This is a genomic window from Actinomycetes bacterium (assembly GCA_036510875.1).
Classification (GTDB): domain Bacteria; phylum Actinomycetota; class Actinomycetes; order Prado026; family Prado026; genus DATCDE01.
The window spans coordinates 12,372-31,535 of the sequence record DATCDE010000245.1; the positions used below are offsets into that span (position 1 = coordinate 12,372).

Genomic DNA, 19,164 nt, shown 5'->3' on the forward strand with positions numbered 1-19,164 from the left:
CGTGCCCGCTCCGCAGATCACCGCCGCGGGCAGCGCCCTGTGGTACCTCAACCGGGGCACCGGCGTGGTCGCGCTCGTCGTGCTCACCCTCGTGGTGCTGCTGGGCATCCTGGGGACCACCCGCGTCCCGGTCCCCGGGCTGCAGCGGTTCGTCGTGGCCGGCCTGCACCGCAACCTGTCGCTGGTCACCCTCGGCCTGCTCGCCGCGCACATCACGGCCGCCGTGCTCGACCCGTACGCGCCGATCCGGCTGGTGGATGCGTTCCTTCCCTTCGCCTCCTCGTACCGGCCGCTGTGGCTCGGGCTCGGCGCGGTCGCGCTCGACCTGCTGCTGGCCATCGTGGTCACCAGCCTGCTGCGCACCCGGATCGGGCTGAGCCGCTGGCGCACGATCCACTGGGCCACCTATGCGGCCTGGCCGGTGGCGCTGCTGCACGGCATGGGCACCGGCACCGATGCGAGCCGCACCTGGATGCTGGCGCTGACCTTCGCCTGCGTGGCGGCCGTGGTGATCGCCGCGCTGTACCGGATCGGCCAGGCGTCCACCACGCCGCTGCGCCAGCTGGGCACCCACGCTCTGGTGATCGCCTCACCGCTCGCCTTCGGGGCCTGGCTGATCATCGGCCCGCTGGCCCCGCACTGGGCGGCCCGGGCCGGGACCCCCACCCAGCTGCTCGCCTCGTCACGCGCGGCCGCCGCGGCCGGCTCGGGGCAGACGTCGGCACCTGCCTCGACCGCCGTGCCCAAGGGAAGCGGCCTGATCAGCGGCGGGGTTCGGGTGGGTGGGGGCGGCGGGGACGACGGCGGCGGCTCCCAGGTGACCGTTGTCCTCGACGGGCAGCTGAGCAGCGGGCTGACCGGGCAGCTGCGCATCGTGCTCCGCGGGCAGGCGTTGGCCTCCGGCGGCGTGGCGCTGTCGACCGGCTCGGTCACCCTGAGCGGCGCCGGAGCACCGGTCTACTCGGGACAGGTCACCACGCTCAACGGCAACCAGATCGGCGCCACCCTGAGCGGCCCCTCGGGCGCGATCCAGATGAGAACGAACGTGAGCATCGACAGCTCCGGCCGAGCCTTCACCGGGCAGGTCTCGCTCACCTGAGCAGCCGCGACTACCGTCGGTCCATGTGCCGCAGCATCAAGACCCTGCGTGAGCCGTACACCGAACAGGTCACCGAGGCCGACGTCCGCGCCGCCGCGCTGCAGTACGTGCGCAAGGTCAGCGGCTTCCGCACGCCGGCCGCGCACAACGCGGCGGCGTTCGACCGCGCGGTCGACGCGGTGGCCGCGGCCACGGCCGAGCTGCTCGACCGCCTCGAGGTGCGGCGGTAGCGCTCAGCAGACCTCGCGCAGCCGCCCGGTGGCGAGGTCGTAGATGAACCCGCCCACGGCTACGTTCCCCAGGTAGGGCCAGGACCGCACCCGCTGGACGTCGGAGCGCAGCGCGGCCTGCTGGTCGTCGGTGGTGAGGAACGAGATGCTGCGGGTGTCCGGGCCCCCGGCTGCGCTGATCGCCGCGTGCACGTCGTCCTCGGTGCCGCCGGCCATCCGACAGTTGGTATGTGCGACGACCATGACCCGGTCCACGCCGAGCAGGTGGGACGCGAGGACCAGCGTGCGCAGCACGTCCTCGGTCACTCGCGCACCGGCGTTGCGCAGGATCTTCGCGTCCCCGGGCTCCAGGCCGAGCATGCCGAGCGGGTCGAGTCGGGAGTCCATGCAGGTGAGCACGCCCAGCCCCCTGGCGGCGCGGGCCTCGAGACCGGCCAGGCGGTAGCTGGCCGCGTAGGCCGCGTTCGCCCGGAGCACGTCCGCGAAGGGATCGTCGGCAGGCATGTCCGGCAGCCTAGGCGACCGCCGTCAGCGTCGCTGTGCGGCCAGCCGTTCGGGGGTCGGCCAGCGCACGTCGCTGACTCATCCGACCCGCTCGATCACGCGCAGCACCTCCGAGGAGATGTCCAGCTGATGCGGGTCGCCACCGTGCCGGGCGCAGGTCGGGTCGGCGTGGTGGGCGTTGTGCCAGCTCTCACCGAACGACGGCACGGCCAGCGGCCACAGGTTAGTGGCACGGTCGTACGGCCTCGTCCGGAACGGCCGGTCGCCCAGCACGTGACACGGCGAGTTGACGCTCCACGTCACATGCTGGAACAGCGCGACGCGCACCAGCCCCGCCCACAGCGGCGCGAGCAGGCCACCCGCGAGGGTGCCGGTGATCGCCCAGCCGAGGACGCACGGCAGCGCAAGGGACAAGACGGCCAGCGCCGGGAACCACCGCGCGACCCGCACGATGGCCGGTTCAGCGAGCAGGTCCGGCGCCCACCGCTCGGGCGGAGTCGGGTCGTTGCGGAACAGCCAGCCGACGTGGGCGTCGAGCAGCCCGGGACCTGCCCGACCGGTCCGGTGCCGTAGCGGTAGAGCGAGTGCGGGTCCCCCGGCCGGTCGGTGTACGCCTGGTGGCGGCGGTGGATGGTCACCCAGCCGATCGGGTCCCCCTCGAAGGCCATCGCCCCGGCGACGGCCAGCGTGACCCGAAGGCCCGGGACCGCCGTGTAGCTCCGGTGCGTCAGCCCACGGTGGTAGCCCAGGCTGACTCCGAGCCCGGCGAACACGTAGAAGCCGGCCATCAGGGCGAGGTCCAGCCAGCCGACCCCGTGGCCCTAGGCCAGCCGGACCCCCAGGACGACGGCGGCCAGCGGGCCGGCCACGAGCAGCAGCGTCACCGCAACCTGCAGCCGCCAGGCACGCGAGAACCCCGGCGAGGGAAGCGCGGGGAAGGGCAGCTGCCCGTCGTAGCCGCCGTCCGGGTCGTACACCCGGGACGCGGGAACCCTCGGTCCCCCTGCGGGCGGACGGGGGTCGATTGTGGTGTTCACGGCTGTCGCTCCTCGGGTCGCGGCTGAAACGACGTGACGCCGAGGTCCGGGGCAGCACGACTACTGGTGGGCGAAGGGTACCCCGGCTACGCCCCGCGCAGGTCTCCCAGGCCGAGGGCCCCGGCCAGCACATCGCGCGCCACGTCGGCCAGCAGCCGCCGGCGGCGCCGCGCGTGGCCGCGCATGAGGTCGAAGGCCTGCGCCACATCGAGGCCGGCCCGCTCGGCCAGCGCACCCTTGGCCTGCTCCAGGACGACCCGGCTGTCCAGCGCCACCCGCAGCTGCTCGGTGAGCAGCCGGCCTTCGTGGATCGTCCGCTGCTGGATCAGCCCGATGGTGGCGACGCCGGCCATCGCCTCGGCCAGCGCGACCGGCTCCGGCGCCGGGCCCCGACCAGTGCGCAGCAGCGCCACCACCCCGATGGTCTGCTCACGCAGCCGCATGGGGAGCGCGTCGAGCACGGCGATGTCCGCACCCCGAGCTGCTCGGTCAGCGCGGGGCCCACCGACGTGACCGAGGACAGCGGCGTGTCGACCACCCGGGCACCGCTGCGAAGGCACTCCACGCAGGGTCCGTCGCGGGCCGGCAGGTCGAGGAGGCCGAGCAGCCGCGCGGTCTCGTCGGACGCCGCCATGACCCGCAGCGTCGAGTCGTCGGTGAGCATGATCCCGGTGGCGGCCACGCCCAGCAGCTCCACGCAGCGCCGGGCGCGCATGTCGAGGAAGTCGACGACGTCGAAGTCGCTGACCAGGGTGTCCGCCAACTCGGTGAAGATGGCGGCGAGCCGCTGCTCTGGGGTCATGGACGCCCCTGACCGGACCGGCGACGCCGGCCCTACTCCCACTCGATGGTGCCCGGCGGCTTGCTGGTGACGTCGAGGACCACCCGGTTCACCTCGCGCACCTCGTTGGTGATCCGTGTCGAGATCGTCTCGAGCACCTCGTACGGCACCCGGGTCCAGTCGGCGGTCATGGCGTCCTCAGAGGAGACCGGACGCAGCACGATCGGGTGCCCGTAGGTGCGCCCATCGCCCTGGACGCCGACCGACCGGACGTCAGCCAGCAGCACGACGGGGCACTGCCAGATCGAGCGGTCCAGGCCGGCCGCGGTGAGCTCGGCCCTGGCGATCGCGTCCGCCTGCCGCAGGATGTCCAGCCGCTCGCCGGTCACCTCGCCGATGATCCGGATGCCCAGGCCGGGGCCGGGGAACGGCTGCCGCCACACGATCTCGGCGGGCAGGCCCAGCTGCTCCCCGACCGCGCGCACCTCGTCCTTGAACAGCCAGCGCAGCGGCTCGACCAGGTCGAACTGCAGGTCCTCGGGCAGCCCACCCACGTTGTGGTGGCTCTTGATGTTCGCCGTCCCGGTGCCGCCGCCGGACTCGACGACGTCCGGGTACAGGGTGCCCTGCACGAGGTACTTCACGGTCTCCCCGTGGGCCTGTGCCTCGGCCGCGATGTCGGCCGCGGCCTGCTCGAACACCCGGATGAACTCCCGGCCGATGATCTTGCGCTTCTGCTCGGGCTCGGTGACGCCGGCGAGCGCGTCGAGGAACCGCTTGCGGGCGTCGACCACGACCAGCGCGACGTCGGTGGCCGCCACGAAGTCGCGCTCGACCTGCTCGGGCTCCCCCTCACGCAGCAGCCCGTGGTCGACGAACACGCAGGTGAGCCGGTCGCCCACGGCGCGCTGCACGAGGGCCGCGGCCACCGCGGAGTCGACGCCACCGGACAGCCCGCAGATCACCCGCTGGTCGCCGACCTGGGCGCGGATCGCCGCCACCTGCTCGTCGATGACGTTCGCCGTCGTCCAGGTGCGCCGGCAGCCGGCCAGGTCGAACAGGAAGTGCTCGAGCAGCTGCTGGCCCTGCTCGGTGTGCAGAACCTCGGGGTGGAACTGGACGCCGGCCAGCCCGCGACCGGCGTCCTCGAAGGCCGCGACTGGCGCGCCGGCCGTCGTCGCACAGACCGTGAACCCGGGTGGTGCCGCGGCGACGCAGTCGCCGTGCGACATCCACACCGACAGCTGCTCGGGCAGCCCCGCGAACAGCCGGACCGCCGGGTCGGTGACCGTGAGCTGGGTGCGCCCGAACTCGGACCGGCCGGTCCGCTCGACCGTGCCGCCGAGCGCCTGGGCCATCGCCTGGAATCCGTAGCAGATGCCGAACACCGGCAGCCCGGCGTCGAACAGTGCGGCGTCGACCTGCGGCGCCCCCTCGGCGTACACGCTGGACGGGCCGCCGGAGAGGATCACCGCCGTGGGACGGCGGGCCAGCAGCTCCGGCACCGTCATGGTCGAGGGCACTACCTCGCTGTAGACCTGCGCCTCGCGGACCCGCCGGGCGATCAGCTGGGCGTACTGGGCCCCGAAGTCGACCACCAGCACGGTGTCGAACTGGGGGTCGTCGGCGGGGGCGGGGACCGGATTCCGTGGCTCGTTCACCCCCGCAGGGTATCCGGCAGGGGGTGAAACTCGTTTCCCCGCATGGGCCCTGGGGTCGTACCTTGGAGATCTTGTGAAGCATCTCCCACTCGCCGACCCCGGCACCCCCGACCTCGGGGGCGCGGGTCGATTCCTGCGCTGGCTGGGCCGTCGGCAGTGGCGGCTGCTGGGCGTCGGGATCGCGTGGGGGATCTTGTGGATGCTGGCCCAGGCGGCCGTCCCGGCCGCCCTGGGGGCCGGCATCCAGGCGGTCTCCGACAAGGACCGGACCGGGTTCGTCACCTGGGCCGTCGTGGTGCTCGGGCTCGGTGTCGTCCAGGCTGCCGCCGGGGTGTTCCGGCACCGGGCCGCCGTGGCGAACTGGCTCACCGCGGCGTCGCGGGTGCAGCAGCTCGTCGTCGTGCACGCCGCCCGGCTGGGCACCGACCTGCCCCGCCAGGTCGCCACGGGTGAGGTCGTCGCCGTCACCGGCAACGACGTCGAGCGGATCGGCAACGCCTTCGACGTGATCGCCCGGTTCGTGGGCGCGATCGTCGCGTTCTTCGCCATCAGTGTGGTGCTGCTCAACACCTCGCTGTTCCTGGGCCTGGTCGTGCTCGTCGGGGTGCCGCTGCTCATGCTCGTGGTGGCGCCACTGGTCCGCCCGCTCGAGCGCCGCGAGCGGGAGCAGCGGGCCATGTTCGGCGCGACCACCGAGCTGGCCGCCGACACGGTGGCCGGCCTGCGGGTGCTGCGGGGCATCGGTGGCGAGGAGCTGTTCTTGGACCGCTTCCGCACCGCCTCGGACGCGGTCCGCACCGCCGGGATCCGCACCTCGCAGGTGCGCGCCCTGCTGGACGCCCTACAGGTCGCGCTGCCCGGCGTCTTCGTCGTCCTGGTCACCTGGCTGGGCGCGCGCAGCGCGCTGGCCGGCAACCTGCAGGTCGGCCAGCTGGTCGCGTTCTACGGCTACACCGCGTTCCTGGTCATGCCGCTGCGGACCGTCACCGAGACCGCGCACAAGTGGACGGCGGCCCGGGTCGCGGCCACCCGGGTGGTAAGCCTCCTCGCACTCGAGCGCCAGCAGCCGGAGCCGACCCGACCGGCGGACGACCCCGGGCACGGCCCCCTGGTGGACCACGCGAGCGGTTTCGTGGCCGAGCCCGGCCGGCTCACGGCGGTCGTCGCGGTGGACCCGGGCTCCGGGTCCCGGCTGGCCGACCGGCTGGGCGGCTACGCCGAGGGGCTGGTCTCGCTGGCCGGCGTCCCGCTGGTCGAGCTGACCACCGAGGTGGTCCGCACCCGGGTGCTCGTCCAGGACACCGACCCGGTGCTGCTCACCGGCCCGGTGGCCGACCTGTTCGACGTGCCGCGCTCCGGCCGGGTCAGCGTCGAGGAGGCCATCAGCTGGTCGGCCGCCCAGGACATCGTGGAGGGACTGCCCGACGGGCTGGCCACCGACCTGCCCGAGCGGGGTCGGTCGCTGTCCGGAGGGCAGCGGCAGCGGATCGCGTTGGCCCGCTCGCTCGTCGTCGACCCGGGCGTGCTGGTGCTCGACGAGCCGACCAGCGCCGTGGACGCCCACACCGAGGCCCGCATCGGCAGGCTGCTCAAGCAGGCCCGGGCCGGTCGGACGACGGTCGTGGTGACCTCAAGCCCGCTGCTGCTGGACCAGGCCGACCTGGTCGTCCTCATCGAGGACGACCAGGTCGTGGCGACCGGCACGCACGCCGAGCTCATGCACACCCATGCTCTGTACCGCGCGGTCGTGGTCCGCGAGGACGCCGAGCCGGCCGCCACCGCGCCGTCGACGGAGGCGCGGCGATGAAGCGCCCCGTCTCGACCGAGGAGTCCACCCGCCGGGCCGGCACCACCCTGCCGGTGTCCGGGGCCGCCCAGGTCCGCCACTACGTCCTGGAGCTGGGTGGGCGGCACCGGAGCACCCTGGCCGCCGTTGTCGCGCTGAACTCGGTCGCGGCGGTGGCCGGCGTGGTGGGCCCGCAGATCCTCGGCCGGCTGGTCCAGGACCTCGGCGCGGGTCTCACCGTGCAGGACGTGAACAAGGCCGCCCTGATCTTCGTGGTGGCGCTGACCGTCCAGACCGTCTTCACCGGGTGGTCCAGGATGCGCGCGGCGGTCTTCGGCGAGACGGTCCTGGCCGACCTGCGCACCGACTTCCTGGAGCGCGCCGTGGCACTGCCGCCGGGTGTGGTCGAGCGGGCCGGCACCGGCGACCTCGTCACCCGGGCCACCACCGACGTGGACCGGCTGGCCTTCGCGGTGCGCCGGGCGGTCCCCGAGATCGTCATCTCGTTGGGCACGGCCGTGCTCATCGGCGTGGCCCTGACGCTCACCTCGTGGGAGCTCGCGCTGGCCTGGCTGCTGGCCGTTCCGCCGATCCTGGTGACCACCCGCTGGTACTTCCGCCGCGCGCCGAGCGCGTACCGCGAGGAGATGGCCGCCTACGCGGAGGTCAACTCACGGATCGCCGAGACCGTGGACGCCGGGCGCACCGTGGAGGCCTACCGGCTCGGCGCCGACCGGGTGCGGCGCACCGACGACGGCATCCGCTGGTGGATCGGCTGGGAGCGCTACACGCTGTGGCTGCGCACCATCTGGTTCCCGTCGGTCGAGACCGCGTACGTGCTGCCGCTGGCCGCCGTGCTGGCGCTCGGCGGCTGGCTGTACCTGGACGGTCAGGTGAACCTGGGCCAGGTCACCGCCGCGGTGCTGTACACCCAGATGCTCATCGAGCCGGTCGACCTGATCCTCATGTGGTACGACGAGCTGCAGGTCGGGCAGGCGTCGCTGGCCCGGCTGCTCGGCGTCCGCGAGGTCCCCCAGCGCGACGTCGACGGCACCCTCGAGCCGCCGTCCGCCGAGCTGGCCGCCCGGGGCGTGCGCTACGCGTACCGCGAGGGCCGCGACGTGCTGCACGGTGTGGACCTCGACGTCGCGCCGGGCAGCCGGGTGGCCATCGTGGGGCCGTCCGGGGCGGGCAAGAGCACCCTGGGCCGGCTGCTGGCCGGGATCCACCCGCCGCGGACCGGCTCGGTGGAGATGGGCGGGGTCGCTCTCGCCGGCCTGGCCACCGAGACGGTGCGCCGGCACGTGGCGCTGGTGACCCAGGAGCACCACGTGTTCGTGGGCACCCTGCGGGACAACCTGCGGCTGGCGGGCCCGGAGGCGACCGACGACGAGCTGCTGGCGGCGCTGGCCGCGGTGGACGCCCGGGAGTGGGCGACCGCGCTGCCCGAGGGGCTGGACACCGAGGTGGGTGCGGGCGGGCTCAAGCTCACCCCGCCGCAGGCCCAGCAGGTGGCCCTGGCCCGGCTGGTGCTCGCCGACCCGCACACCCTCGTGCTGGACGAGGCGACCTCGCTGCTCGACCCCCGCGCCGCCCGGCACCTCGAGCGCTCGCTCGCCGCGGTGCTCGAGGGGCGCACCGTGATCGCCATCGCGCACCGGCTGCACACCGCGCACGACGCCGAGCTGGTGGCGGTGGTCGAGGACGGCCGGATCAGCGAGTACGGCTCGCACGACGAGCTGGTCGCCGCCGACGGCGCGTACGCGGCGCTGTGGCGTTCCTGGCGGGACGAGGGAACGTAGCCGGTCCGGCTGCGGCATGATCGGCGGGGTGGACGTCGAGGCCCGAGAGCCGACCCTCGTCCAGCGGCTGCTGCCCGGCTTGACCACCCTGCGGCACTACCGCCGGGGGTGGCTGCGCGGGGACGTCCTGGCCGGGGTCACGGTGGCCGCGTACCTGGTGCCGCAGGTGATGGCCTACGCCGGGATCGCCGGACTGCCCCCCGAGGTGGGGCTGTGGGCGATCATGGTGCCGCTCGCGGTGTACGCGTTCCTCGGCTCCTCCACGCAGCTGTCGATCGGCCCCGAGTCGACCACGGCGCTGATGACCGCCACTGCGATCGCCCCCCTGGCCCTCGGCGACAGCGGACGCTACGCGGCACTGGCCGCGGCGCTGGCCGTGCTGGTGGCCCTGTTCTGCCTGCTCGCCTGGGCGCTGCGGGTGGGGTTCATCGCGGACCTGCTGTCCTGGCCGGTGCTCATCGGGTACATGGCCGGCGTCGCCGTGATCATGATCATCAGCCAGCTGGAGAAGCTCACCGGGGTCCCGGTCGAGGGCGACACGTTGATCGCCGAGGTGCGCTCGTTCCTCACCCACCTGTCCGACGTCCACTGGCCGACCTTGGCTGTCGGCCTGGGTGTGCTGGCGTTCCTGCTCCTGGTCCAGCACTACTGGCCGAGGGCGCCCGGTCCGCTGCTCGCCGTCCTGCTCGCGACCACCCTAGTGTCGCTGCTCGACCTGACTGCGGACGGCGTCGCGGTGGTCGGCAGGATCCCCGGCGGGCTGCCGCACCCCGCGCTGCCGGACGTCGGCTGGTCGGACCTGCAGGCGCTGTTCCTGCCCGCGCTCGGCGTGATGATCGTGGGCTACACCGACAACGTGCTGACCGGGCGGGCGTTCGCGGCCAAGGGTGCCTACGACATCGACGCGAACCAGGAGCTGCTGGCCCTCAGCGCGGCGAACCTCGGGGCCGGGGTCTTCCAGGGCTTCCCGGTGAGCAGCAGCGGCAGCCGGACGGCGATCGGGCAAACCGTCGGCAGCCGGACCCAGCTGTACTCGCTGGTGGCCCTGGGCAGCGTCGTCGCGGTGCTGCTGTTCCTCCGGCCGGTGCTCGCGCAGTTCCCGCTGGCCGCCCTCGGCGGGATCGTCGTGTACGCGGCCACCCGGCTGGTCGACCTGCCCGCCTTCCACCGGCTGTGGTCGTTCCGGCGCAGCGAGTACCTGCTCGCCCTGGGCGCGCTGGCCGGTGTGCTCCTGCTGGACATCCTCTACGGGGTGCTCATCGCCGTGGGGCTGTCGGTGCTCGACCTGCTGCGCCGGGTGGCGCGGCCGCACGACGCCGTCCAGGGCCTGGTGCCGGGGCTGGCCGGCATGCACGACATCGACGACTTCCCCCAGGCACAGACCGTCGCCGGCCTGGTCGTCTACCGCTACGACTCGCCGCTGTTCTTCGCCAACGCCGAGGACTTCAAGCGGCGGGCCATGGCGGCGGTCGACGAGCAGCTCTGGCCGGTGCGCTGGTTCGTGCTCAACGCCGAGGCCAACGTCGAGGTCGACGTCACTGCCGTGGACGCGCTCATCGACCTGCGCAGCCACCTGGCGCAGCGCGGCATCGTGTTCGCCATGGCCCGGGTCAAGCAGGACCTGCTCGTGCTGCTCGACCGCGGCGGGCTGGTCCAGCAGGTCGGCTCAGACCTGATCTTCCCGACCCTGCCGACCGCGGTCGAGGGCTACGAGGCGTGGGCCAAGGCTCACCCGGTCGGCTCGTAGGAGCCCGACCGCACCGCCACGACCGGCAGCCGCAGCCCTCCCGGCGCCGTGGCCGGGACCACCGGGTGGCGGGGCGGCACGGCCGGGACCGGCTGGTAGCCGGACCCGAGCGGCGGTCGGAGGTCGGCATCGCCCCTGTTCGGCCACAGCGCCATGGCTCGCTCGGCCTGCGCCGTGATGGTCAGCGACGGGTTGACCCCGAGGTTCGCCGAGACGGTCGAGCCGTCGACCACGTGCAGGCCCGGGTGCCCGTAGGCGCGGTGGTAGGCGTCGACGACACCGTCGTCCGCCGTGGCGCCGATCGCGCAGCCACCGATGAAGTGCGCCGTCATGGGCCGGTTGACCAGGTCACCGAGGTTGCCCATGGCCCGGCCGCGCACCACCGTGGCGAGCCGGCGGACGGCGTCGTTGGCGACCGGGATCCAGGTGGGGTTCGGCTCGCCGTAGCCCTGCTCGGAGGTCAGCCGCCAGCGTCCCAGCCGGGTGCGCGACGAGCGCACGGTGAGCGAGTTGTCCACCGTCTGCATCACCAGGGCGATGACCGCCCGCTCCGACCAGCGGCGGACGTTGAGCGACGCCGCCACCGCGCCGGGGTGCCGGACGGCCTCCCCTAGCCAGGTCGCCCACCGCGGCCGGGGGCCTCCGCCGTCGGTGAGGATCGTGTTGAGCAGCCCCATGGCGTTGCTGCCCTTGCCGTAGCGCACCGGCTCGATGTGGGTGTGCGGCTCGGGGTAGAACGAGGACGTGATCGCCACCCCGCGGGTGTAGTCAGTGCTGGTGTCCTTGGCCACGGCGCCCACGAGCGACTCGGAGTTGGTCCGGGACAGCCGGCCCAGGGTGGGCGACAGCCCGGGCAGGTGCCCGTCGTCGCGCATCCGGTGAAGCAGCCGCTGGGTGTTGTACGCGCCGGCGGACACGACCACCTGCTCGGCGGTCAGCGTGGCCGGCTCGCGGCGGACCCAGGCGCCGGGGCGCTGGGTGTCCACGGCGAACCCGCCGCCGGTCAGCGGGCGGATCCGGACGGCCGCGGTGTCAGGGAGCACCGTCGTCCCCGCGGCCTCGGCCAGCCCGAGGTAGTTCTTGGGCAGCGTGTTCTTGGCGTTGTGCCGGCAGCCGGTCATGCACGCGCCGCACTCGGTGCAGCCGGCCCGGCTCGGGCCGGCGCCGCCGAAGAACGGGTCGGCGGCCGGGACTCCTGGGCCGTCCCCGAAGAACACCCCGACCGGGGTGAGCCCGAAGGTGTGCCCCACCCCCATCTCGTCGGCCACCGCCTTCATGGCGACGTCCGCGGGGGTCATGGTGGGGTTGCGGACGACGCCGAGCATGCGCGAGGCCTGGTCGTAGTAGGGGGCGAGCTCGGCCTCCCAGTCGGTGATGTCCCGCCACTGCGGGTCGGCGAAGAACGTCTTGGGCGGCACGTAGAGGGTGTTGGCGTAGACCAGCGAGCCGCCGCCGACCCCCGCCCCGGCGAGGACCACCGCGTGCCCCAGCAGATGGATGCGCTGGATCCCGCGCAGCCCGAGGGCCGGTGCCCATAGGAACGACCGGGCCCGCCACGAGGTCTTCGGCAGGGTCGTCTCGTCGAACCGTCGGCCGGCCTCGAGGACCGCCACCCGGTAGCCCTTCTCGGTCAGCCGCAGCGCGCTGACCGACCCGCCGAACCCCGAGCCGATGACCAAGACGTCGTAGTCGTAGCCGCTCATCGCCATCCCACCTTCTTCAGAGCACCCACCGAGAAGGTGAGTACGCGGGCCCACTGCTCGTCGGACAGCTGCCGGGGCGAGCCGAACCCCTGCAGCCGTTGCACCGCGACGGTCTGGGTCTCGGTGTACTTCAGCAGCCCCTCGGCGCCGTGCCGGCGCCCGAGCCCGCTGTCCCCCATGCCGCCCATGGGCGCGTCCACGCTGCCCCAGGCCGGTCCGTAACCCTCGTTGACGTTGACGGTGCCGGTCCTGATCCGCGCGGCCAGCGCCCGGCCGCGGCGGGTGTCCCTCGTCCAGACGCTGGCGTTGAGCCCGTACTCCGTGGCGTTGGCCCGCCGGATCGCGTCGTCCTCGGAGCCGAACCGGTACAGCGACACCACCGGGCCGAACGTCTCCTCCTCGAAGACCGCCATCGACGGGGTGACCCCCTCGAGCAGGGTCGGCTCGTGGAAGTACCGCCCGAGGTCGGGACGGGGGCGCCCGCCGGCCAGCACGGTGGCACCGCCGGCGACGGCGTCGTCGATGTGCCGGCGGACGGCGTCCAGCTGGCGCTGCGACACCAGCGAGCCCATGTCGGCGGAGTAGTCCAGCGCGGCCGACAGCCGCATCCGGCCGACCGCGTCGGCGAACGCCGGGACGAAGGTGTCGTAGACCTCGTCGGCGACGTACATCCGCTCGATCGAGATGCACAGCTGGCCGGCGTTGGAGAAGCAGGCGCGCAGCGCGCCCTCGACCGTGCGGGCGAGGTTCGCGTCCGCGCAGACGATCATCGCGTTCTTGCCGCCAAGCTCGAGGCTGCAACCGACCAGCCGGTCCGCGCAGCGACGGGCCACGTCGCGGCCGGTCGCCGTCGACCCGGTGAAGCAGACGTAGTCGGCCCGGTCGACGACGGCGGGGCCGACCGTCGGGCCGTCACCGACGACGATCTGGAACAGGGAGTCGGGCAGCCCGGCCTCCACCAGCAGCTCGCGGGCCCACAGCGCGATGAACGCGGTCTGCGAGTCCGGCTTGAGCACGATGCCGTTGCCGGCCATGAGCGCGGGGATCGCGTCGCTCACCGCGAGGGTCAGCGGGTAGTTCCACGGGGCGATCACCCCGACCACGCCCAGCGGGTGGCGCTGCTGGGTCACCTGGGTGAGCAGCGGCAGCGCCCCGCGGCGGCGCTGCGGGGCGAGCAGCCGGGCGGCGCTGCGCGCGTAGTAGCGCGCATTGATCGCGACGTCGAGGACCTCCTCGAGCGCGTGCCGGCGGGCCTTGCCGGTCTCCCACTGCACGAGGTCGAGCGCCTCGTCCCTGCGGGCGAGCAGCAGGTCGTGGAAGGTGAGCAGCACCCGGCCGCGGGCGGCCACCGGACGGTCCGCCCAGGCCCGCTGGGCGGCCCGGGCCGAGCCGAACGCGACGTCGACGTCGGCCTCGCTGGAGACCGGCAGCCGGCCCACCAGGGCGCCGTCGAACGGCGAGCGGCACTCGGTGGTCGAGGCGCTCGGGCCAGCGGTCACCTGGGCCGCGAGCCGGAGCGCCACCGTGGGGTCCAGCACCGTGGGCGTCGTGACGCCGGCCGTCCCGACCGGCAGCGTCGCCGTCATACCACGAGCCTAGGGCCCAGCCTCCACCGGCGCTGGAGGAACCCTCGGGACGGCGGCCCGGTAGGCGGCCACCTCCGCGGCGATGCGGTCGTCGTCCCAGCCGAGCACCGGGGCCAGGATCCGGGCCGCGTCCAGGGCGACCGAGTCGCCGGCGTCCTTGGTCACGAGGGACAGGTGGGTGCGCCGGACCAGCACGTCGTCCAGGTGCAGGGCGCCCTCGTGGGTGGCGGCGTAGCGGACCTCCGCCCGCAGCACGGGGGCGTCGGGGTGCAGCCGCTCGCCGAGCTCGGGCTCGGCGTCGACCAGGGCCAGCACGTCGCGGACGTCGGACCCGTACCGGTGCAGCAGGCGACGGGTCTCCGCCCCGGTGAGCCCGGCCTCGGCAGCCAGGAAGTCACGGCCCTGCCAGGCCTCGTCGAACCCCTCAGCGCCGGCCAGCAGCACCGACTCGGTGCGCGACGGCGGGACCGGGAACGGCAGGTGGGCGACGGCCGCGTCGATGACGTCCTTGGCCATCACCCGGTACGTCGTGTACTTGCCGCCCGCGATCTGGACCAGCCCGGGCGCCGCCGAGGTGACCGCGTGCTCGCGGGACAGCTTGGCGGTCTCCTCCGGGTCGAGGTGCTGGTCGGCCACGAGCAGCGGCCGCAGCCCGGCGTAGACGCCGATGACGTCGTCGTGCGTGAGCGGGCGGACCAGCCAGTGGTTGGCCTGGTCCAGCAGGTACTGGACGTCCGCGGCGGTCGCCGAGGGCTCGTCGAGGTCGCCCTCCCACGGGGTGTCCGTGGTGCCGATCAGCCAGGTCTGGCCCCAGGGCAGCAGGAACAGCACGCTGCTCGGGGTCCGGGCGATCAACGCGGTGCTCAGGTCGATGGCCGCGCGGGGCACGACCAGGTGGACGCCCTTGGAGGGGCGGACCGGGTGCGCCTGGGCGGCGGCGTCGTCCTCGCCGAGCAGCGCCCGGGTCTGGTCGGTCCACACCCCGGTGGCCCCGGCCACGACCCGGGCGTGCACGCTGAGCTCCAGGCCGGTCTCCCGGTCCAGCGCCGTCACGCCCACGACGCGGTCCCCGTCGCGCAGGAAGCCGGTGACCTCGACGCCGGACGCCGCCAGGGCCCCGTGGGCCACCGCGGTCCGCACGACGGCGACCGTGTGCCGCGCGTCGTCGATCTGCGCGTCGAAGTAGGCGATCGCCCCGGTGTAGCTGTCCGGGTCGAGCCCGGGGGCCAGCCGCGCGGTCGCCCGTTTGGACAGGTGCCGGTGGCCCGGCAGCGCGCCGCCCTTGCGGGACACCCGGGACAAGACGTCGTACAGCGCCACGCCGGCGCCGATGTACGGACGCTCCCAGCCGCGCCGGGTCAGCGGCAGGATGAACGGCACCGGGCGGGCCAGGTGCGGGGCCAGCTTGTCCAGCAGCAGGCCGCGCTCGGTCAGCGCCTCGTGCACCAGCCCGAACTCCAGCTGCTCGAGGTAGCGCAGCCCGCCGTGCGCCAGCCGGCTGCTGCGGCTGGAGGTGCCGGCCGCCCAGTCCCGGCGCTCGAGCAGGCCGACCGTCAGACCGCGGGTGGCGGAGTCCAGGGCCGCGCCCGCCCCGGTCACCCCGCCCCCGACCACGAGGACGTCGAGCTCACCGGCCTGCATCCGGTCCAGTGCGCGGGCGCGTTCGGCGGGGTCCAGTCGTCCGGTGCTCATGACCCCATTCTGTCCCGCCCGCTCACCGGCGGTTCGGGGCGATGGTCACCTCGACCCGCTGGAACTCCTTGAGGTCGGAGTAGCCGGTCGTCGCCATCGCGCGGCGCAGCGCGCCGAACAGGTTCATCGTGCCGTCGGGGACCCGCGACGGACCGAGCAGGATCTCCTCGAGGGTGCCGCTCGTGCCCACCCGCACCCGCTCGCCGCGGGGCAGCTGGCCGTGGTGGGCCTCCGAGCCCCAGTGCCAGCCGCGCCCCGGGGCCTCGGCGGCCCGGGCCAGCGGCGAGCCCATCATCACGGCGTCGGCGCCGCAGGCGATCGCCTTGGCGATGTCCCCGGAACGGCCCACGCCACCGTCGGCGATCACGTGCACGTAGCGGCCGCCGGACTCGTCGAGGTAGTCCCGGCGGGCCGCGGCGACGTCGGCCACCGCCGAGGCCATCGGCACGGCCACCCCGAGCACCGCCCGGGTGGTGTGCGCGGCCCCGCCGCCGAAGCCGACCAGGACGCCCGCCGCTCCCGTGCGCATCAGGTGCAGGGCCGCCGTGTAGGTGGCCACCCCGCCCACGACGACCGGGACGTCGAGCTCGTAGATGAACTGCTTGAGGTTGAGCGGCTCGGCCTGGCCGGACACGTGCTCGGCCGAGACCGTGGTCCCGCGGATGACGAACAGGTCGACGCCGGCGTCCACGACGGTCTTGACGTACTGCGCGGTGCGGCCCGGCGAGAGCGACGCGGCGACCGTGACGCCCGCGGCGCGGACCTCGTGGATCCGCTGGGCGATCAGCTCGGGCTGGATCGGCGCCGCGTAGATCTCCTGCATCCGCGGGGTGGCCCGGTCCTCGGCCAGCTCGCCGATCTCGGCGAGCAGCGGCTCCGGGTCGGCGTAGCGGGTCCACAGCCCCTCGAGGTTGAGCACCCCCACCCCGCCGAGCTGGCCCAGGGCGATCGCCGTGGCCGGTGAGACCACCGAGTCCATCGGCGCGGCCAGCAGCGGCAGCTCGAACCGGTACGCGTCGATCTGCCAGGCGATCGAGACCTCCTGCGGGTCCCGGGTACGCCGGCTGGGCACGATCGCGATGTCGTCGAACGCGTACGCCTCGCGGCCGCGCTTGCCCCGGCCGATCTCGATCTCCACCTGGTTGTCCCCTTCGACCTGTCAGGGTGAGGACGGCGTAGAGGTCGTCGTCACCCTGACAAGTGGGTCAGCGGGCCGTGTAGTTCGGCGCCTCTACGGTCATCTGGACGTCGTGCGGGTGACTCTCCCGGAGCGAGGCCGAGGTGATCCGCACGAAGCGGCCTTTCTTCTGCAGCTCGGGGATGCTCCGGGCACCGATGTAGAACATCGACTGGTGCAGGCCGCCGATGAGCTGGTGGGCGACGGCCGCGAGCGGTCCCTTGTAGGCCACCTGACCCTCGATGCCCTCCGGGACGATCATCTCGTCGCTGGTGACCTCGGCCTGGAAGTAGCGGTCCTTGGAGTACGACTTCTTGCCCCGGCTGGACATGGCGCCGAGCGACCCCATGCCGCGGTAGGCCTTGTACTGCTTGCCGCTCATCAGCACGAGTTCGCCCGGTGACTCCTCGCAGCCGGCGAGCAGCGAGCCCACCATGACCGACTCGGCGCCGGCCACGATCGCCTTGGCGATGTCCCCCGAGTGCTGCAGGCCACCGTCGGCGATGACCGGCACGCCGGCCGGGCGGCAGGCCGTCGCGGCCTCGTGGACGGCGGTCACCTGGGGGGCACCCACCCCGGTCACCAGCCGGGTGGTGCAGATCGACCCAGGCCCGACGCCGACCTTCACGGCGTCGGCGCCCGCGTCGACGAACGCCTGCGCGCCGGCCCGGGTGGCGACGTTGCCGCCGATGAGCTGGACGTGACGGGTGGCCGGGTCGGACTTCAGCCGGCGCACCATGTCGAGCAGCATCCGCACGTGGCCGTGGGCGGTGTCGGCGACGAGCACGTCGACGCCGGCCTCGACGAGCGTGGTGGCCCGCTCCCAGGCGTCACCGAAGTAGCCGATCGCGGCCCCGACCATGAGCCGGCCCTGGGCGTCCTTCGAGGCGTTCGGGAACTGCTCGGACTTCACGAAGTCCTTGACCGTGATCAGACCACTGAGCCGCCCCTCGGCGTCCACCAGCGGCAGCCGCTCGCGCTTGTGCCTGCGCAGCAGCAGGGTGGCCTCCTCGCGGGAGATGCCCACCGGCCCGGTGATCAGCGGGCTCGGCGTCATCACCTCGTCGACCTTGGTGGTGGCCCACTCGGCGACCGGGACGAAGCGCAGGTCGCGGTTGGTGATGATGCCCAGCAGGTGCCTGTCGGCGTCCACGACGGGCAGCCCGGACACCCGGTACTCCCCGCACACGCGGTCGAGGTCCTCGAGCGTGGCGTCCGGGCCGATGGTCACCGGGTTGGAGATGATCCCCGTCTGGGTCCGCTTGACAAGGTCGACCTGGTAGGCCTGGTCCTGGATGGACAGGTTGCGGTGCAGCACCCCGAGCCCGCCCTGGCGGGCCATCGCGATGGCCATCCGGGACTCGGTGACGGTGTCCATGGCCGCGGAGACCAGCGGCACCCGCAGCGAGATCTCCCGGGTCAGCCGCGACGTCGTGTCAATGTCCGAGGGGGCCAGGTCGGACTCGCCCGGCAGCAGCAGGACGTCGTCGTAGGTCAGGCCGAGCGGAGCGAAGATGTCGGGTACGGCGGCGTCCATGAGGCCTTCCGGGGTGCGGCGGTGCGTCTCATCGTACCGACGTCACGGGCGCCGTCCCGCACTCAGCGAACCAGGCCCCAGCGGAAGCCCAGCGCCACGGCGTGCGCCCGGTCGGCCGCACCGAGCTTGCGGAACAGCCGCCGCGCGTGCGTCTTGACCGTGTCCTCGGACAGGTACAGCTCACGGCCGATCTCGGCGTTGCTGCATCCCCGGGACATGCCGCCGAGCACCTGCAGCTCGCGCTCGGACAGCGCCGGAGGCACCGCACGGTCCTCGGGCCGCCGGATGGCCGCGCCGCCGGGGCGCAGCCGGTCGTTGAGGGCCTGCACCACGGTCGCGGACAGCTCCTCGCGGGTCGCGTCCTTGCGCAGGTAGCCGCGGGCCCCGTGGGCGACCGCCCTGGCCACCCCGTCGGTGTCCTCGGCCATGGTGAGCATCAGCACCGCGGCCGACGGGTGCAGCGACAGCAGCCGTCGGGTCGCCTCCACGCCGCCGATCCCCGGCATCCGGACGTCGACGAGCACCAGGTCGGGGCGCTCGACCGAGAACCGGGCGAGCAGCTCCTCACCGCTGGCTGCGGCACTCACCCGCTCCACACCGGGCAGCGACGCCACCGCGCGGCGCAGCGACTCCCGGGCGAGCGGTGAGTCGTCGCACACGCACACCGTCGTCACGACGGGTACTTCGGCACGATCCGCCCCGAAGGTGAGCCCTTGTTGATCTCCGGTTCGTCAGCCCTCGAGCAGCACGCTGATGTCGGGACGGCCCAGCCAGCCCTGCCTGAGGTCCTCGGGCAGGTCCTCGGCGATCGACTGGACGGCG

General features: G+C 73.7%; 17 protein-coding genes. 5 read left to right on the forward strand and 12 right to left on the reverse strand.

Annotated features, from left to right (window positions below; all coding sequences use genetic code 11):
• The first annotated feature begins 1 nt into the window (after position 1).
• Together VIM19_14225 and VIM19_14230 are read left to right on the forward strand one after the other, a co-directional pair.
• Positions 2-1,099: a ferric reductase-like transmembrane domain-containing protein gene (locus VIM19_14225; GenBank protein ID HEY5186022.1), complete on the forward strand. Its 1,098-nt coding sequence runs from the start codon at positions 2-4 to the stop codon at positions 1,097-1,099.
• A 23-nt stretch (positions 1,100-1,122) separates the two neighbouring features.
• A complete protein-coding gene (locus VIM19_14230) occupies positions 1,123-1,329 on the forward strand; it encodes a DUF2277 domain-containing protein (protein ID HEY5186023.1) in 207 nt (68 codons plus the stop codon).
• A 3-nt stretch (positions 1,330-1,332) separates the two neighbouring features.
• On the opposite strand, the gene VIM19_14235 is transcribed toward VIM19_14230, so the two are convergent.
• The 6 genes from VIM19_14235 to guaA form a co-directional block, all read right to left on the reverse strand.
• A complete protein-coding gene (locus VIM19_14235) occupies positions 1,333-1,833 on the reverse strand; it encodes a carbonic anhydrase (protein ID HEY5186024.1) in 501 nt (166 codons plus the stop codon).
• A gap of 78 nt (positions 1,834-1,911) precedes the next feature.
• Positions 1,912-2,736, reverse strand: coding sequence for a fatty acid desaturase (locus tag VIM19_14240; protein ID HEY5186025.1), 825 nt, complete (start codon positions 2,734-2,736; stop codon positions 1,912-1,914).
• Entirely contained in the window at positions 2,655-2,870 is a 216-nt protein-coding gene (locus VIM19_14245) for a hypothetical protein (protein ID HEY5186026.1), read from the reverse strand. The genes VIM19_14240 and VIM19_14245 overlap by 82 nt, the downstream gene beginning before the upstream one ends.
• Before the next feature lie 86 nt (positions 2,871-2,956).
• Positions 2,957-3,223, reverse strand: a complete 267-nt coding sequence (locus VIM19_14250) for an ANTAR domain-containing protein (protein ID HEY5186027.1) — start codon at positions 3,221-3,223, stop codon at positions 2,957-2,959.
• Complete coding sequence (locus VIM19_14255) at positions 3,196-3,672, reverse strand: hypothetical protein (protein HEY5186028.1); 477 nt, start codon at positions 3,670-3,672, stop codon at positions 3,196-3,198. Before VIM19_14255 ends, VIM19_14250 begins: the two co-directional genes overlap by 28 nt.
• A gap of 32 nt (positions 3,673-3,704) precedes the next feature.
• On the reverse strand, positions 3,705-5,312 hold the full coding sequence (gene guaA / locus VIM19_14260; protein ID HEY5186029.1) for a glutamine-hydrolyzing GMP synthase: 1,608 nt from the start codon (positions 5,310-5,312) through the stop codon (positions 3,705-3,707).
• A 73-nt stretch (positions 5,313-5,385) separates the two neighbouring features.
• On the opposite strand from guaA, the gene VIM19_14265 reads away from it, so the two are divergent.
• The 3 genes from VIM19_14265 to sulP are packed head-to-tail and all read left to right on the forward strand — an operon-like array spanning position 5,386 to position 10,647.
• Positions 5,386-7,119: an ABC transporter ATP-binding protein gene (locus VIM19_14265; GenBank protein HEY5186030.1), complete on the forward strand. Its 1,734-nt coding sequence runs from the start codon at positions 5,386-5,388 to the stop codon at positions 7,117-7,119.
• The gene (locus VIM19_14270) at positions 7,116-8,900 is read left to right on the forward strand and encodes an ABC transporter ATP-binding protein (GenBank protein ID HEY5186031.1); all 1,785 of its coding nucleotides are present in this window, start codon (positions 7,116-7,118) and stop codon (positions 8,898-8,900) included. The genes VIM19_14265 and VIM19_14270 overlap by 4 nt, the downstream gene beginning before the upstream one ends.
• A gap of 28 nt (positions 8,901-8,928) precedes the next feature.
• A complete protein-coding gene (gene sulP / locus VIM19_14275; protein ID HEY5186032.1) occupies positions 8,929-10,647 on the forward strand; it encodes a sulfate permease in 1,719 nt (572 codons plus the stop codon).
• On the opposite strand, the gene VIM19_14280 is transcribed toward sulP, so the two are convergent.
• The 6 genes from VIM19_14280 to VIM19_14305 form a co-directional block, all read right to left on the reverse strand.
• Positions 10,629-12,356, reverse strand: coding sequence for a GMC family oxidoreductase (locus VIM19_14280; GenBank protein ID HEY5186033.1), 1,728 nt, complete (start codon positions 12,354-12,356; stop codon positions 10,629-10,631). The genes sulP and VIM19_14280 overlap by 19 nt on opposite strands.
• A complete protein-coding gene (locus VIM19_14285) occupies positions 12,347-13,936 on the reverse strand; it encodes a succinic semialdehyde dehydrogenase (GenBank protein ID HEY5186034.1) in 1,590 nt (529 codons plus the stop codon). Before VIM19_14285 ends, VIM19_14280 begins: the two co-directional genes overlap by 10 nt.
• A 9-nt stretch (positions 13,937-13,945) precedes the next feature.
• The gene (locus tag VIM19_14290; protein HEY5186035.1) at positions 13,946-15,628 is read right to left on the reverse strand and encodes a glycerol-3-phosphate dehydrogenase/oxidase; all 1,683 of its coding nucleotides are present in this window, start codon (positions 15,626-15,628) and stop codon (positions 13,946-13,948) included.
• A gap of 22 nt (positions 15,629-15,650) precedes the next feature.
• Positions 15,651-16,766, reverse strand: coding sequence for a GuaB3 family IMP dehydrogenase-related protein (locus tag VIM19_14295; protein HEY5186036.1), 1,116 nt, complete (start codon positions 16,764-16,766; stop codon positions 15,651-15,653).
• Positions 16,767-16,833: 67 nt separating this feature from the next.
• Positions 16,834-18,342 (reverse strand): IMP dehydrogenase, encoded by a 1,509-nt coding sequence (guaB, locus tag VIM19_14300; GenBank protein ID HEY5186037.1) that lies wholly within the window; start codon positions 18,340-18,342, stop codon positions 16,834-16,836.
• Between the two features lie 62 nt (positions 18,343-18,404).
• Positions 18,405-19,016: a response regulator transcription factor gene (locus VIM19_14305; protein ID HEY5186038.1), complete on the reverse strand. Its 612-nt coding sequence runs from the start codon at positions 19,014-19,016 to the stop codon at positions 18,405-18,407.
• Positions 19,017-19,164: the final 148 nt, after the last annotated feature.

Bases quoted from the DNA above. Each gene is read 5' to 3' on its own strand.
- VIM19_14230 (HEY5186023.1), top strand. From the start codon at position 1,123: ATGTGCCGCAGCATCAAGACCCTGCGTGAGCCGTACACCGAACAGGTC.
- VIM19_14235 (HEY5186024.1), bottom strand. From the start codon at position 1,833: ATGCCTGCCGACGATCCCTTCGCGGACGTGCTCCGGGCGAACGCGGCC.
- VIM19_14250 (HEY5186027.1), bottom strand. From the start codon at position 3,223: ATGGCCGGCGTCGCCACCATCGGGCTGATCCAGCAGCGGACGATCCAC.
- VIM19_14255 (HEY5186028.1), bottom strand. From the start codon at position 3,672: ATGACCCCAGAGCAGCGGCTCGCCGCCATCTTCACCGAGTTGGCGGAC.
- VIM19_14270 (HEY5186031.1), top strand. From the start codon at position 7,116: ATGAAGCGCCCCGTCTCGACCGAGGAGTCCACCCGCCGGGCCGGCACC.
- VIM19_14280 (HEY5186033.1), bottom strand. From the start codon at position 12,356: ATGGCGATGAGCGGCTACGACTACGACGTCTTGGTCATCGGCTCGGGG.
- VIM19_14285 (HEY5186034.1), bottom strand. From the start codon at position 13,936: ATGACGGCGACGCTGCCGGTCGGGACGGCCGGCGTCACGACGCCCACG.
- VIM19_14290 (HEY5186035.1), bottom strand. From the start codon at position 15,628: ATGAGCACCGGACGACTGGACCCCGCCGAACGCGCCCGCGCACTGGAC.
- guaB (HEY5186037.1), bottom strand. From the start codon at position 18,342: ATGGACGCCGCCGTACCCGACATCTTCGCTCCGCTCGGCCTGACCTAC.